Raw genomic sequence first — 14,690 nt, forward strand, 5'->3', positions numbered from 1 at the left:
GGATTGATACCGTCGGGTATGGGTGTGATTGCTCGCTTGGACGGTTTCAATCGACGCCATCCGTGGAGTCACAACGATCACTACGGCCGGTGGGTTCTACGTAATCTGCGCGGGGTCAGGTCCGGTCGCGCTCTCGACGTGGGGAGCGGGACTGGCAATCTGATCGACCTCTTGCGTCGGCGGTTCGACGTGGTGGTCGGTGTGGAACCCGACCTGACAACCTCGGCCGCCGTGCGCGCAAGGTTTGTCGACGACGGGAACGTGATCATCGACGCGCAGCGGATCGAGGACTTTGCATCCGAGGCGAAGTACGACGCGATCACAGTCGTCGCAGCGTTGCATCATCTTCCACTCGACGAGTCGATGAAGCAGCTGAGTAGCCTGCTCGAACCGGGCGGGCGGCTCGTCGTGGTCGGGTGTTATCGATCGACCACAGCCACCGACGCACTCCTGTCGGTGTTGGCGACCGTGTGCAATCCCGTCGTCGGCGTCGTCAAGCATCGACGGGTTGCCTCCGAGCCACTGAAGGCGATGACAGCTCCCACCGCGGAACCGGGTGAGTCGATGGCTGACGTCCGACGCGCGGCCGCGTTGTATTTGCCAGGTAGCCGGATCAGGAGACGACTGTTCTGGCGATACACCCTGATCTACGACGAGAGTCCGGCCGGCGCGTCGGTGGGGGAGTGAGTAGACCGTTCCGGTTCCTGGGGAAACGCGCGTCGGCCGAACCCGACTATCGCCAACGAAGCGATCATCAGAGCGGCCCCGATGCCCGCCAGATGTGAGAGCCCGCCACTGTCGACGACGGCCGCACCGAGCAGAGCGCCCGTTGCAATCGCGATCTGGAACACGACGACGTAGATGGCCGAGGCACGGTCGGTCCCGATCGGGACGGCGCGCAGAACCGAGGACTGGAGGCAGATCGGAACGGTGGTGAACGCCGCACCCCACAAGATCGTGGCGACGACAGCGAACGCTCCCATCGACGGCGCCAAGAGCCAGAAGATGGCCAGCGCGCCTGCCACCGTCGCGATCGCGATGAGCGTGAAGAGGCGCGGTCGGCGGTCGTAGTACTTGCCGGCGACCCACACTCCGACGGCGCCGGCGGCGCCGTAGACCAGAAGCATCGCGGTACGGATGCCACCGGACGAGCCGAGGCTTTCCTCCACCAGAAGTGTGAAGAACGTGTACGAAGCGAATTGCCCCAGGGCGGCAAACAGCGTTGCCGCGCAGATGACGGCGAGTGCCCGTTTCATCGCCGGTGTCGGCTTCGGTTTGTCTCGCTTGCTCCGATGGTGTTGATCGACCGGCATTTCGGGCAACGCACGATGCAGTGAGAAAGCAATGCCCACTGCCACCACACCGATTGCCGCCGACGTGGTCCGCCAACCCCAGGACTGGCCGATCGCCGAAGACAGGGGTCCTCCGAGAACAAAAGCGAGAGACGTACCGGCATACACCATCGCGATGGCCTTGCCCTGTTGTCCGCGCGGAACCAGGGTGGCAGCGACCGGTGCAACGACAGCCCAGAACACTCCGTGCGTCGCAGCGCAGAGCAATCGTCCGATCACGAGCATCGGATAGTTGACGGCCAATGCTGCGACCAGTTGCGACACCGCGAGGGTGGCCACCGTCAGAACGACGACGCGTCGTCGCGGCCAGGTTTTGACCGCTCCGATCAGCGGAAGCGTCAAGACCGCGACACCGTATGCGTAGAAGGTCAGCAGTAGGCCGACACGCCCTTCGGTGACTTCGAGGTCCGTTGAGACTTCGCTGAGCAGTCCGACGGGGAGCATTTCGGCCGTCACGTAGGCGAAGGCTGCTCCGGCCAGTGTCATCAGCCGTAGCGTGGTTGCCTTCGGCAGTCGAGCAGTCATGTTGTGTAACGATACATGTATCGATACACACCTGCGCAATGGATATTTTTCACTCGCTATGCTGATGTTCATGGCCATACGTGCGCAGCGTTCGAGTCGTCCGACGATGGCCGACGTCGCCAAGGCCGCAGGCGTGTCGGTGATGTCGGTGTCGTACTCCTTCGCGCAGCCCGAGCGCGTGTCTGAATCAACGCGGGCCAAGGTGTTCGCCGCCGCCGAAGAGCTCGAGTACGCGGGCCCGAACCGGGCGGCGCAGTCCTTGCGGAGCGGGAAATTCAACAACATCGCGGTCGTCTTCAGCGAGAAGCTGACGTACGCCTTCGAAGACGCAGTAGCTCGGCGATTCCTCTCGGGAGTCGCCGAAGCGTGCCTGGATGCGAACGCCGGGCTGATGATGCTGCCGAACTCGGGGAAACCGGGAGACGTCGACAGAGTTCGCGACGCGGCAGTAGACGGTTTTGTCGTCTGGACCACCGTCTTCGACGATCCCATCCTCGACGCGATTGTCGGCACCGGAAAACCCGCATGCATCCAGGGTGGTCCGTTGCACGAGGGTGTGGATCTCGTCGGGATGGACGATGTTGCCGGCGCCGTTGCGATCGCGGCAGTCGGGTTGTCGGGGGCGCAGCGGCCCGCGGTGATCAGCCTTCCGTGGGATCGTGAGCGTCGGTCCGAGATTCGGATGGACGTGGATCCAGGTGAAGCGTTCTTTCCGGTGTCCCGCCATCGGCTCGAGGGCTACGAGCGCGCCGTCCGCGACGCGGGCCTCGATTGGCCCTCGGTGCGGGTAGGGGTCGTCACTGTCAACGAGCGGAGCGAGGGTGCGCGGATGGCTCGGTCCCTGCTCGACGTTCCCGAGAGCCGAAGGCCCGATGTCATCTTGGCGATGAGTGACGAACTGGCTCTGGGGGTTCTGGACGCGATCCGTGAACTCGGCCTCGCGCTGCCCGACGATGTCGCAGTCGTCGGATGGGACGACACAACAGCCGCATCGGACGCCGGCCTGACGACGGTTCGCCAGTCCCTGTTCGATCAAGGGCGCAATGCAGCTCGCGTGGTTCTCGGGCTGGACGATGCGGTGGAGCCGGTCGAGTGGTCGGTGCGTCGGCGAACTTCGACGCGATGATCACGCCGGTAGTCATCGACGGTCTGCGTCTTCGGTGGTTTGTCCCTCCCGAATTGGGGGAGACCGTCCGGTGGGGACTCTCCTGGAATGTCGACAGCCCGAGCAGGTGGGCGGTAGTCGAGCCGGCGTGGGTCTTGACGGCGGAAGTGCGCACGAGTTCGAAACCATTGATGTGGAGACTGCCTCGCGACGGGTCAGGCATTCGGGAGCCGGTCCAGCCGGCGATCGCTCGCGTCGCTGCACTGCAATTCATGTTCGACGCCGAACCACCGTTGCCTTCTCGGATCGAAGCCGCGGGCGCTTTGCAACTACGCGCCGGAACTCCTCGTGACGACACAAATGCCCGTCAGGCATGGATCGATTTCGACGAGAGTGCCGCCACGACCGGGGTAGTTCGGCGCCTGCGGCTCATGTCGATGGAGTCCGACATGCTGCCCGACCCGAAGTTTCCGCACGGCCCGAACTGGGGTTGGGCTACGAGGCAACTCGTGCCTGGCTCCGAGCGCTTCTACGAGTTGGCCCGTGCACCTCGCGCGTTGCGCTCGTATCAGCTGACCGATCGTGAATACGGGCCGCGGCGCGAGGACTTCCTCCTGGTCGACCTCGAGACGGCTGCTTGATCGTTGGGACCTGACACCGTTTTCATTCAGTGGACACAGACTCCAGCTGACCGGAACCAGTGTCTGCTCGACGAAACCGGTGCCAGGTGCTGCGACTAGCGCGCTCCACTGGCCACGTTCAGTGAGTATTTGCCGGGCGGCGCCCCGACATGCTTGACGAAGTGCCGCGACAGGTGGGATTGATCGTGGAATCCGACGTCGACGGCCACGTCCGCCAATTCGCGCCCGGCGAGGATTGCGCGTCGCGCCAGATCGATTCGTCGTCCCGTCACGTACTTGTGAGGCGGAAGCCCGAAATGCTTCGCGAAGTTCTTGATCAGATACGTGGGGTTCCGCTGCAGGATGTTCGACGCTTCCCGCATCGTGATTCCCGTTGTGAGTCGCGCATCGAGCAGGTCCCGAAGTTGATCGGCAACGCGTTCGTCAACGGTCCGCGTGTGACGGGATCGACCTGTGGCCGGTGTGAGGATCTCGTTCAATCTTTCAGCGAGGAATCCCAGGCGACTTTCGGCCTCGAGTGATTCGCCGTCCGGGCCGAGTGCAGAGTGCAGTTGATCGATGCGATGGCGCAGCAGAGGGTCTCGAATCTCGGGGCTGTCCACCGCCGGGCCTATGAGGACCTCGCCGAGAACTGACGTGTCGAGGTAGAGGATTCGTTGACGAAATCCGGCCTCGGTGACCGGAACTCCGTCGTGTGCGATGCCTGGCGGCAACAGAGTCACGATCTCGGGTGCCGCGCCATGAGCGCGATGATCGAGGTCGTATGCAATCGTGCCGCGGTCGACGAGCATCAGAGACCACTGATCGTGCGTGTGTTTGGGATAGGCGTGTCCGACGAAATCGGCATGGAAGACCTCGGTGATTCCCGCGAGGCCCGGTGCCCACGCGGTGATCTGTGCGCCGCGGGGATCCATGTCAGAAACGTACAAGACGCAGCTGCCTCGGGTGACGAAGAGTGGCGGGGTCGTCATCGCGATGGTGGCGCGCCCGAGGGAGGAACAACATGAACAGTTCGGCAACAGCGGTATCGCTCCGCGAGAAGTTCGGTCAGTTCACCGAGCACTGGTCGCCCAAGAAGATTGCGGCCCTCAATGATTACGAGATCAAGATCGTCAAGATCAAAGGTGAATTCGTCTGGCACTCCCACACCGACACCGACGAAATGTTCCTGGTGACGAAGGGGCAGATTCGAATCCAACTCCGAAACGGAGATGTTCCACTGGGGCCCGGTGAACTGTTCGTGGTACCGCGCGGAGTCGAACATTGCCCGATCGCCGAGGACGAAGCGGAGGTGATGTTGATCGAACCCGTTGGCGTGGTGAATACCGGGAACGTCGGAGGGGCGCGAACCGCAGTGCTCGAGGACTTTTCGTAGTTACCGGCTCTTCCAATCCAGGGGATTGGTACGCAACGGCAAGGCCATTCCCGATCTCCAGAGCGTCGCCGCGCGAGAGTGAGGACGAAGCTCGACCTCGCGCCGCATCGACTGCGCGAACTCGTCGGTGAACCCTGTTCGCGGGTACTCCGCGATTGTTGCATCAACAGTTGCTCGCGGAATTTCGGGCGCACGCCGACCGGCAACGTCGAAATGCGCTGCGGCATGCAGTAGGTAGGCGTCAGCGCCCGCGCCGCGGTCGACGGTCAGATCCATGTGCAGACGGATCGCTTCGCCGATTCGCTGTACCGACCTCTCCGAAGTTCCCACTCTGGTCGCGAGTTCTTCTGCGTCTGCGGCACTGATGTAGGTGAAACACCCGTGCTCGGCCGATCCTTCTGCGCCCAGTCCGACATCGTGAAGGGCGCACGCAGTGAAGAGATCTTCGGGGTCGTACTCGATCGCATCGATCTGCGCGAAGGCGTCGGCCCAGATCCAGCAGCGCAGGCTGTGGTTCAAGACCGCGGGGGACAGGGTTCCTCTGGCGTGATCGAGCGCTTCGCTGCACAGCTTGGTGTCGGGGAGTGGGCGTTTGCGCAGCTCGGGTGTGCGAGTGGGGTAGCGGCCGAGCCGCAGTCGGAGCATCGACGGAGCACTCATGGCCTGCGCAGCAGCCGCGCGGGCCATGAGTTGTATCTGCTCGAGAGTGGTGAGCTCACCAGGGCGCATCGAATTCCTGTTCTGGGTGGGGGACAGCTGGATACGAATCTAGTTGGCAGGGAAACTTCTTCACAGATGTCTAATATCTGTCAATGACGGAAACACGGAATTTTCCGAATATTGGTTGATAGCAAGTGCCATCCAACGGCAACCCCGAATCTGTAGCCTCACCTCTACACATCGCAAGAACCATCAAGCAACGACGGTGGGGCTCGGGCTCAGATGACGCCGAACCCGACGATCCCCGGGACTTCCGACGGGACGATGCGATGGAGCATGACCTTGTTGTTCTCGTTGCCGCCGACGGTCGTCAGAGTGCCGGCGTCGTTGACCAGAACGACGTTGACGTGTTGGCCGAAGGGGCTCGAGTCGCCGTACAGGATCGTGTCGCCGACCTTGGGTTGGTAGTCCCGACCGTAGGGGACAAACGCGTCGATGGACTCGTAATGCTCCTGCAGCGTGTACACCCCGGGGATGCGCCACGACCCTGAGTTGGGGTTCGAGAACGGCGTGCCGATCCGGTTCATCGACCAGCTCACGAAATCGGCACACCACGATTCTTCGACACCCTCGGCGTACTTGGTGCCGGGACTCCCTGACTCCCATTCCTGCTCGAGGACGCCCAGTAGCGCACTCTGCTGAGCGCTGAGAATGCTGTGGTCGACGGCCGGGAACGAATCAAGATTCTCGCCGGCAAGAGCGTCGTCGCCGCGCGCGAACCACCACAGTGCGCCGGCGACAACTACGACCACCGCAACGCCGAATACGCCCAGAACAGCGAGAGTGCGTCTGGGCGTATTCGGTGCGTGCGACATCACGCCACGATAGTCAATTACTCGAGCGGGGGTGCAGAGCGATCGATCGTCGTCGCGAGTGGCTTCTCCTTGACGAAGAGCAACAACACGACCGCTGCGATGACCAAGGGGACGAGGTAGAGGAAGATCGGCGCGAGCGCGTCGTTGTACGCGCCGACGATGATCTCGCGAACCTGGCTCGGCAACTTCCAGAGGATTCCCGGGGTCAAGGAGTTCTCGTCACCACCGACCGCGCCGCCATTCGCCGGGAGTCGCTCGGCCAGGAGATTGGTCAGACGCGAGGCGAACAGGCTGCCCACGATCGCGCTGCCCAACGACGCACCGATCTGGCGGAAGAAGTTGTTCGACGCGGTGGCCGTTCCCACTTCGGCCGCGGGGAAGGTGTTCTGCACGATCAAGATCAAGATCTGCATGACGAGGCCGAGTCCGATACCCATGAGTGCGATGTAGCAACCGAAGACCAGCAGTGAGGTCGACGGCGTCAGACGTGAGAGCAGGACCAGAGCAACAGCGACGATGGATGTTCCGACGATGGGGAAGATCTTGTAGCGGCCGGTCTTGCTGACCAGCTGGCCGGACCCGATGGAGGCGACGAGCAGGCCCGCCATCATGGGAATCATCATCAATCCAGCTTCGGTGGCGTTCTTGCCTGTCACCATTTGGATGTAGGTCGGCAGGTAGGCGAGCGCACCGAACATGGCGATTCCGATGATCAGGCCGGCGACGGTGGTCAACACGAAGTTGCGCTGAGCGAACAGGTGCATCGGAATCACCGGTTCGTCGGCACGCTTTTCGACGAAGACAAAAGCCACTGCCGTCACGACGCAGCCGACGATCAACCCGATGATGACGGCCGATCCCCAGGCGTAGGTGTTTCCGCCCCAGGTCGTGAACAGGATCAGACACGTCGCTGCCGTCGCGACGAGAACCATGCCCAGATAGTCGATGCGAGGCTTGCCGAGGTTCGGCTTCCGCAGGTGCAGAAATGCCATCGCGCTCGCGATGGCGAGTAGGCCTAGGGGGATGTTGATCCAGAAGGCCCAACGCCAACCGATGCCCTCGGTGAACCAGCCGCCGAGTAGGGGACCGGCAACCGAAGCCAGTGCGAACACCCCGCCCATGGCACCCATGTACCGGCCGCGTTGCCTGGCGGGGACGACGTCGGCGATGATCGCCTGGGAAAGCAGGATCAATCCGCCGCCGCCGAGTCCCTGCACGGCTCGACCAGCGATGAGTGTGGTCATGTCGTGGGACAGACCGCCGATCACCGAACCGACGATGAAAATGCTGATGGCGCCGATGAAGAGGCCCTTGCGGCCGATCAGGTCACCGAGTTTTCCGTACACCGGCATCATGACGGTCGAGGCGAGGATGTATGCCGTCGTCACCCAGACCATGTGGTTGACGCCGTTCAATTCGCCCACGATGGTGGGCAACGCGGTACTGAAGATCATCTGGTCGAGCGAAGCCAGAAGCATCGTGATCATCAGCCCGACAAAAACGAGGATGATCGACCGTTTGTCCGGCGAGGCCTCGGTGTCGGTATGCGTGCCGTCGGGCTCGACGGTCGCAGCTTCTCGAGTGGACATGTAGTTCCTTAGTTGAGTGACGGCGGGTGCGAGAGTGTGGATCAGCTCTCGGACCTCAGTATTCGAGCCATCAGGAGTAGTGCCGGATCGAGCAAATCTGTTCTGGGGCTTGCCCGTTCACTGTTCTGCCATTTTCGGAAGACGTAACGCATCGCGGCGCCTGCGGTGATGACCGTTGCTGTGGCTTCGTCGGCAGCGGCTGTGTCCGAGTGCAGGCGGCGATACTCGGTTCTGTTCGACAACTCCCGCGTGAGGATCCGGGTGAGCGTGTCTTCAAGATCGTGGAAGGTGGCCAGATGTTGTTGCAACAGCGTGGGATGACGCTCGAACAATTCGCGTCGATGCGCGAGCAGATCGGGTCGCTCGTCGACGATTTGCATCGCCGCCTCGAATACCGCGAGGGCGCCGCGCAGCGGATCGTCCGGGTGCTCGCCGATGAGCGTGAGCATGGTCGTCTCATTTGGCACGACGAGCATGAGCCCACCGATCGCTGCGTCCTTGGTGGGGAAGTAGTTGAAGAACGTGCGGGTCGACAGATTGCAGGCTTCGCAGATTTTCTCGACGGTCACTTCGTCATAGCCCAGGTCGAGAACGAGTTCGACGGCGGTGTGCTCGATCAGCTGCCTCGTCGCAATTCGTTTTCGTTCGCGCAATCCGAGAGTTTCGGTTCCCATTTCATCCATAATTGCACAGAGTGCAAAGTTTCATCGAATGCAATATTTCGCCCAAGAATGCCTCATGAAATGCAAAAATGGGGATCGGGTGCCTGGTGGATAGGATGAACCGCGTGGAAGACACCTTGCCCCCTTGCCCTGAATGCGCCGGCGAATACACCTACGAGATGGGCGCGTTGATGGTCTGCCCGTCCTGCGCGCACGAGTGGGCGCCGACCGATAGTGCCGGCGAGGACCTGGGTGTGGTGAAAGATGCCGTAGGCAACATTCTTGCGGACGGCGACACGGTGACGGTCGTCAAGACGCTCAAGGTGAAGGGCAGTCCGACCGGCATCAAGTCAGGTACGAAAGTTCGCAACATCCGCCTTGTTCAGGGTGTTGGTGACCACGACATCGACTGCAAGGTCGACGGCATCGGACCGATGCAATTGAAGTCGAGCGTCGTCAAGAAGGTGTGACCGGACAGCGATAGTTGTCGGCTCGAAATCCTGTTCAGTTTCGACGGTTCGATAGCCACAATCGAGGTGATTCTCGACCGCTCGAACGAATGGACCGAACTGTGCCGAACTCGATCTGCCTGGTGCCCGCACTCGATAACACCGCACTCGATACAGACGAGCAGTGGAAACGCATCGTCGATGCGCTGACGCGCAGGGGTTTCCTCGGCGCCGGGCTCGGTGCCGCGGCCGCGACCTTGCTGGCAGCGTGCAGCAGCGACGAAAACGGCTTGGAGTCAGGCGGTCTCGTCACAGTGCAGGATGAGACGGGCAGTGTCGAGATTCCGTCGGACCCGCAGCGAATGGTCATCGCCCATGTCAGCGCCATGGCGACGGTGCTCGACCTCGGTGTGCCGCCGGAGAAGATCGTCGGCGGCTTCTTCGGTCTCGAGGGTGTGAGCGGTGACGCGGTGTTGCGCACGATGCCGGAGGCTGCGAACATCCCGAACCTCGGCACGGCGGGAACGTGGAACAAGGAAGCAATCATCGGCGTGTCGCCGGATCTGATCGTCATGCTCCTGACGGCCGGAAATGCTTATGCGGCAAAGTCCTACGACGAACTCTCCGCGACCGGTGTTCCAGTATTCGCCGGCTTCAACGGGTACCTCACGTGGGCCGAGATGAAGAAGTTGGTCACCTCGATGGGCGTCGCGGTCCGACGCGAAGACGCTGCTGCGGAATTGAACGCGAGAACGGAAGAGCGCCTCCTCACAATCAAGGATCGACTCTCCGCCCTCGGTTCGTTGCCGTCGGTGACCCTCCTCCGCACCGGCGAGAACGGTGTCGTCTACAACCAGGTCGACGCTCTTCTCGACGCCCTCGGTTTCCCCGGCGATCGAGCTACATCGGAGGAGTTCACGCGCACACTCACAGCGGAGCAACTCGATCAGGTGACCAGCGACGTGATCATCGTGGGCGCATTCCAGGACCAGCAGGACGTCCGCGCGCAGTTGGCGATGAACCCGCTCTGGGAGCGTCTTCCCGCTGTCCGCTCGGGGAACGTCCATTACGTCGACGACAGCCTGTGGGGCTCGGGCTATTCTCCCCGCGCGACCGAGCTGCGACTCGACGACATCGAGCGGATCTTCAGCTGACGCCGTCGTGTCACCTCGACTTATCGGTGCATTACCTCGAGAATCATGACCATGGACAAAATCAGGTTCTTCGAGCTGGTCACCGAATGGTTCGAGGTACTCGGTGTTGTCGCCATGGTTCTCGGGTTCGTGTTCGCATTCGTGATCGCGGGGCGCGCATGGAGTCGAACGCGGGACGGTAGTTCGGCGTTTCGTACTCTGCGCGAGACCATGGGCGCGGTCATCCTTCTCGGCCTCGAGATCCTTGTCGCCGCTGATCTGGTGAAGACGGTGACGTCGTCGCCGTCGCTGACAGACGCCGCAGTTCTGGGCATGATCGTTCTTATTAGGACCGTGCTGAGCCTGTCGATTCAGATCGAGATCGACGGGGTACTTCCGTGGCGCAAGGCGTTGGTGTCAAGTCCGGAACTCCTGGTACGCGCAGCGCGCGGATCAGGAGGCCGCACGACGCCCGACGCGTCGAGTTCGTAGCGATAGCCGTTGCGAGTGAAAGGTCGGGCAGATGACAGCAGTGCGTACCGAGCATCTCACGGTCGACGAAAGGCGGGCGCGCGGGCGCCAGGCGCGTAGAGATACGCCATTGGCCGCGCTCGCGGATCTGGCAGAGAGTGACCGTGATCCGATATCACTGCTCGAATTGCAGGCGAAGTCGCGGGTACAGGACCTGGTGCCCATCCGATACGGGCGGATGTCGGCATCGCGGTTCTCGTTCTTCCGCGGCGCTGCTCTGGTGATGGCCGACGATTTGTCACGCAGTCCGGATTCGGGTCTTGCCAGCCAACTCTGCGGCGACGCGCACCTGAGCAACTTCGGTATCTATGCGACGCCCGAGCGAAAGCTCGCGTTCGACATCAACGACTTCGACGAAACGTACCCGGGACCGTTCGAATGGGACGTGAAACGACTGGCCGCAAGTTTGGTGATCGCCGCAAAGGACAACGGATTTTCGGGCAAGGAGCGGAAGAAGATCGTTCGCGGATGCGCGGCCGAGTATCGGGAAACCATGATCACCCAGGCAGGATTGGGAAATCTTGCAGTCTGGTACTCGCACATCGCACCCGAGGACGGGCTCGAGGCTCTCCAGATCGACCTGAAGAAGCGCATGCTTGCTCGCACACAAGCGACGCTGGACAAGGCTCGTCGCCGCGACAGTGTGCAGGCGGCAGGCAAGTTCACCGAAATCGTCGACGGCCGGCGGCAATTCATCAGTGATCCGCCGCTGATCGTGCCCGCAAACGAGTTGTTCGCAGGGACCGATCTCACGCAGATCGAGGAGTTGCTACGTCAGCGCGTTCGGTCGTATCGGAGCACGCTGCAGTGGGACCGTCGGGTGTTGCTCGAAAGCTTCGAGATGACGCACATTGCGCGGAAGGTTGTCGGTGTCGGGAGCGTCGGAACACGCGCATGGATGATCCTCATGAAAGGAGTCGACGACGACGATCCGTTGATCCTGCAGGTCAAGGAAGCGCAACCCTCGGTATTGTCCGGCTACGTCGATGGTCCGACCTTCAAGAACGAAGGGGAACGCGTCGTCAACGGGCAACGCTTGATGCAAGCGACAAGCGACATCTTTCTCGGCTGGGAACGAGGGCCGGGGCTCGACGAGGGTGAGCACGATTTCTACATTCGTCAACTGCGTGACGGTAAAGGGTCGGCAGTCATCGAAGAGATGGTGCCGCAGGGGCTGGAACTCTACGGGCGCCTGTGCGCCAGGGTCCTTGCCTACGCACACGCTCGCTCGTCCGATCGGATAGCGATCGCCGAATATCTCGGTGACGGAACCGAATTCGATTTCGCGATCGGGGAGTTCGCGGCTGCCTACGCCAAGCGCAATGCTCGCGATCACGCCGCTCTGCTGACCGCGATCGACGACGGTCGCGTGTCAGCAGAGCGGGGAGTGTGACGACTCAGGCGAACGCGCCGTCGAGCCAGCCCTGCCACGCTGCCGTTGCTGATGCACCGTCAGCACCCTCTGCGAAGAGGTGATGGGCCGCGTCGACGGTGCCGCCGAAAGCATTTCGGCCGTAGAACCGCAGCAATGCGTCCTCGGTGCGCAAGCCGATGAACCAGTCGTTGATGTAGTCGACAATCGCGTCGACGGTTCCGATTCCGGGGACTTCCACCGACGCGGAGTCACCGACAGCGGCGCCCGAGGTGATTCCGAGGGCGCTGCGAAGCGTTCCCATCGCTTGCGGCGCGGAAGAGGATTCCGGGCCTTCAGCCGAGACATAGGCGGTGGGCCTGCCGGCGAAGTACCGCACGTACTGGCCGAGACTGTGCAGGTAGAAGTCCGTGTGCTTGCTCGCGCCGTCGTACTGGTTGTCCCAGTCCTCGGCAAACACTCCGGCGTGGACGTAGCGGACAACGGCGGTGCTCTCGTCGCGTGCTTCGACGACGTATTCGAGGTTGTTGAACCAGCCGTCGGGGCCTTGCATGTGGATGGCGAGTTCGCGGGGCGGCTCCCAGGTCGCGATGATCGGGCTGTCCGGGCGGCTGCCGTCGGCGGGGATCTCGAGAGGGGAGGGGAACATCCATCCGGCCGTTTCGGCCGAGATGGCGGCCCAGATCTGCTCGGGGGTTCCTGGGACGACCACCTCGCGGCGGATTTCGAATTTCTCGGACATTGCTACTTCTCCGTTTCGGGCGCGTCGATGGCTTGGGTTGTGATGGTTTGGGGTGTGGTGAGGCTGGGATGCAAGGCGACAACGAGGCGGTGTTTGCGTCCGCCTTCGGAATTGCCGTTGTGATACTTGGCGACGAGTGAGTTGATCGACTCGCCGAGTTCGCCGGCGAACGCGGCACGGTCGGCCGCCGTGGCAAAGGTGATGTCGCTGTCGATGGCAAAGGACGCCAACGGTTTTCCGGCTGCAGTTGCGCCGGCGATCAGCTCGCCGACCTCTCGGACGATCCGCGCTGCGAGACTGACGAGCCAGCGCGCCGAGAGCTGATCGGGGAACCGGCCCGGGTCTGGGGCGAGCGCCGACATGGCGGCAGGGGATATGACGTACGACGCGGCGCTGGCCTGCATGATTCGCTCGGTCATGTTGCCTCGCTTGCGTTCCTCGACGAGCTCGACAAGTCCGTGGTCTTCGAGAGTGCGCAGGTGGTAGTTCACCTTCTGGCGTGTCAGCCCGATCCGGGGCGCCAGCGAGGATGCCGATCCCGGCACCGCCAATTCGGCCAGAATCCGTTGCCGAATCGGATCGAGCGACGCCTCGGCAGCTCCGGGGCGATCGATGACTGCTACGTCCAACATGAGAAAACCATCCCACCGACAACCAAATCTGTCAAGACAGAAAAAATTGTCGGTGGGATGGTTTCGGAGATTCGCTATCGCTTGAGGTCGGGCGGGTTGTTCAGATCCCGCGCCGAGTACGTGTCACACGACGAAATCTGGCCGGTCTGGTATCCGGTCATGAACCACGCCTGACGCTGTGCGGAGGAGCCGTGTGTCCAGCCTTCGGGGTTGACCCGACCGGTCGTGGACTTCTGGATGCGGTCGTCGCCCACCGATGACGCCGCCGAGAGGGCGTCTCGAATATCGCTCTCGGACAAGGGCTTCAGGAATGGTTGACCGGTCGCTTCGTCGGGAATCGTGTCCGCAAAATGTGCCCAGACGCCGGCGTAGCAATCGGCCTGGAGTTCGGTGCGAACCGCACCCGACTGCTCACCCTGCGGGTCGGCCTGCGCGCGGCCGATGTCGCCGAGCTGATTCTGGATGTGATGTCCGAACTCGTGCGCGACCACGTACTCCTGTGCGAGCGGTCCGGCGCTGGAACCGAAACGGTCGACGAGTAGTTGGAAGAAACTCGTGTCGAAGTACGCCGTTTGGTCCGCCGGGCAGTAGAACGGACCGACGTCACTCGACGCCTGGCCGCAACCGGTGTTGACCGAACCGCTGAACAAGACAACTTCGGGACGCACGTACGCCGTGCCGGTCTGCTTCACCAACTGCTGTTCCCAAACGTCGTCGAGGCTTCCGACGGTCAGCGTTACTCGGCAGTTCACATCGGCGTTGGCCTGAGCGCCGGTGCACTCGTCGACCGACGACAGTCCGGTCGACGAACTCGAAGTCTCGGTGGACGTGCCCAGTAATGAGCCGGGATCGCCGCCGAACAACAGCGCCAGGATCAGAACGATGATGCCGCCCGCGCCACCGCCGATCGCGATTTTGCCGCCGCGGCCACCGCCACCCCCGCCGCCTTGAACCTGAACGCGTCCCGCTTCGCCGCGGGCCCCCTCGTTGAAGGTCATCTATGTCCGCTTTCTGCTGTCGTGAACAAGTGCTTGCCGTCACTTCTGG

The 14,690-nt window shown here is 62.3% G+C and carries 17 protein-coding genes; 8 read left to right on the forward strand and 9 right to left on the reverse strand.

Going from position 1 to position 14,690, the window contains the following annotated elements; all coding sequences use genetic code 11:
- The first annotated feature begins 18 nt into the window (after window positions 1-18).
- The gene (locus M1L53_RS24090; RefSeq protein ID WP_054188257.1) at window positions 19-687 is read left to right on the forward strand and encodes a bifunctional 2-polyprenyl-6-hydroxyphenol methylase/3-demethylubiquinol 3-O-methyltransferase UbiG; all 669 of its coding nucleotides are present in this window, start codon (window positions 19-21) and stop codon (window positions 685-687) included.
- Here M1L53_RS24090 and M1L53_RS24095 read toward each other — a convergent pair.
- Entirely contained in the window at window positions 648-1,877 is a 1,230-nt protein-coding gene (locus M1L53_RS24095; protein WP_054188201.1) for an MFS transporter, read from the reverse strand. The two genes, M1L53_RS24090 and M1L53_RS24095, sit on opposite strands and share 40 nt — an antisense overlap.
- A 70-nt stretch (window positions 1,878-1,947) precedes the next feature.
- Between M1L53_RS24095 and M1L53_RS24100 the strand changes: the two genes are divergently transcribed.
- Together M1L53_RS24100 and M1L53_RS24105 are read left to right on the forward strand one after the other, a co-directional pair.
- Window positions 1,948-3,003: a LacI family DNA-binding transcriptional regulator gene (locus M1L53_RS24100; protein ID WP_228232709.1), complete on the forward strand. Its 1,056-nt coding sequence runs from the start codon at window positions 1,948-1,950 to the stop codon at window positions 3,001-3,003.
- Window positions 2,970-3,623 carry a hypothetical protein gene (locus M1L53_RS24105; RefSeq protein ID WP_054188203.1) on the forward strand — a complete coding sequence of 218 codons (654 nt, stop codon included), beginning with the start codon at window positions 2,970-2,972 and terminating at the stop codon, window positions 3,621-3,623. The genes M1L53_RS24100 and M1L53_RS24105 overlap by 34 nt, the downstream gene beginning before the upstream one ends.
- A 95-nt stretch (window positions 3,624-3,718) precedes the next feature.
- Here the strand turns inward: M1L53_RS24105 and M1L53_RS24110 are convergent, their stop codons facing one another.
- A complete protein-coding gene (locus M1L53_RS24110; protein WP_054188204.1) occupies window positions 3,719-4,537 on the reverse strand; it encodes an AraC family transcriptional regulator in 819 nt (272 codons plus the stop codon).
- A gap of 89 nt (window positions 4,538-4,626) precedes the next feature.
- On the opposite strand from M1L53_RS24110, the gene M1L53_RS24115 reads away from it, so the two are divergent.
- Window positions 4,627-4,998: a cupin domain-containing protein gene (locus M1L53_RS24115; protein WP_003945018.1), complete on the forward strand. Its 372-nt coding sequence runs from the start codon at window positions 4,627-4,629 to the stop codon at window positions 4,996-4,998.
- Here the strand turns inward: M1L53_RS24115 and M1L53_RS24120 are convergent, their stop codons facing one another.
- The 4 genes from M1L53_RS24120 to M1L53_RS24135 form a co-directional block, all read right to left on the reverse strand.
- Entirely contained in the window at window positions 4,999-5,727 is a 729-nt protein-coding gene (locus M1L53_RS24120) for an HD domain-containing protein (RefSeq protein ID WP_054188205.1), read from the reverse strand.
- Window positions 5,728-5,936: 209 nt separating this feature from the next.
- Window positions 5,937-6,533, reverse strand: coding sequence for a CHAP domain-containing protein (locus tag M1L53_RS24125; RefSeq protein ID WP_185744457.1), 597 nt, complete (start codon window positions 6,531-6,533; stop codon window positions 5,937-5,939).
- A 17-nt stretch (window positions 6,534-6,550) separates the two neighbouring features.
- Window positions 6,551-8,122, reverse strand: a complete 1,572-nt coding sequence (locus M1L53_RS24130) for an MDR family MFS transporter (protein WP_003944867.1) — start codon at window positions 8,120-8,122, stop codon at window positions 6,551-6,553.
- 41 nt (window positions 8,123-8,163) lie between these two features.
- Complete coding sequence (locus M1L53_RS24135) at window positions 8,164-8,796, reverse strand: TetR/AcrR family transcriptional regulator (RefSeq protein WP_047270417.1); 633 nt, start codon at window positions 8,794-8,796, stop codon at window positions 8,164-8,166.
- Between the two features lie 104 nt (window positions 8,797-8,900).
- On the opposite strand from M1L53_RS24135, the gene M1L53_RS24140 reads away from it, so the two are divergent.
- From M1L53_RS24140 to M1L53_RS24155, 4 genes are all read left to right on the forward strand, one after another.
- On the forward strand, window positions 8,901-9,254 hold the full coding sequence (locus M1L53_RS24140; protein WP_164490578.1) for a zinc ribbon domain-containing protein YjdM: 354 nt from the start codon (window positions 8,901-8,903) through the stop codon (window positions 9,252-9,254).
- Between the two features lie 101 nt (window positions 9,255-9,355).
- Window positions 9,356-10,387, forward strand: coding sequence for an ABC transporter substrate-binding protein (locus M1L53_RS24145; RefSeq protein WP_232319073.1), 1,032 nt, complete (start codon window positions 9,356-9,358; stop codon window positions 10,385-10,387).
- A 51-nt stretch (window positions 10,388-10,438) separates the two neighbouring features.
- Window positions 10,439-10,858 (forward strand): DUF1622 domain-containing protein, encoded by a 420-nt coding sequence (locus M1L53_RS24150; protein WP_007728052.1) that lies wholly within the window; start codon window positions 10,439-10,441, stop codon window positions 10,856-10,858.
- Between the two features lie 31 nt (window positions 10,859-10,889).
- On the forward strand, window positions 10,890-12,290 hold the full coding sequence (locus M1L53_RS24155; protein WP_007728051.1) for a DUF2252 domain-containing protein: 1,401 nt from the start codon (window positions 10,890-10,892) through the stop codon (window positions 12,288-12,290).
- A 4-nt stretch (window positions 12,291-12,294) separates the two neighbouring features.
- Here M1L53_RS24155 and M1L53_RS24160 read toward each other — a convergent pair whose 3' ends face one another.
- The 3 genes from M1L53_RS24160 to M1L53_RS24170 all read right to left on the reverse strand — a co-directional run bounded on the left by M1L53_RS24160 (window position 12,295) and on the right by M1L53_RS24170 (window position 14,641).
- Window positions 12,295-13,011 carry an ATPase gene (locus M1L53_RS24160; protein WP_054188208.1) on the reverse strand — a complete coding sequence of 239 codons (717 nt, stop codon included), beginning with the start codon at window positions 13,009-13,011 and terminating at the stop codon, window positions 12,295-12,297.
- A 2-nt stretch (window positions 13,012-13,013) separates the two neighbouring features.
- Complete coding sequence (locus M1L53_RS24165) at window positions 13,014-13,643, reverse strand: helix-turn-helix domain-containing protein (RefSeq protein WP_042448756.1); 630 nt, start codon at window positions 13,641-13,643, stop codon at window positions 13,014-13,016.
- Window positions 13,644-13,717: 74 nt separating this feature from the next.
- Entirely contained in the window at window positions 13,718-14,641 is a 924-nt protein-coding gene (locus tag M1L53_RS24170; protein ID WP_047270377.1) for a neutral zinc metallopeptidase, read from the reverse strand.
- Window positions 14,642-14,690: the final 49 nt, after the last annotated feature.

Source organism: Rhodococcus sp. T9N (genome assembly GCF_024436645.1).
Taxonomy (GTDB): domain Bacteria; phylum Actinomycetota; class Actinomycetes; order Mycobacteriales; family Mycobacteriaceae; genus Rhodococcus_F; species Rhodococcus_F qingshengii.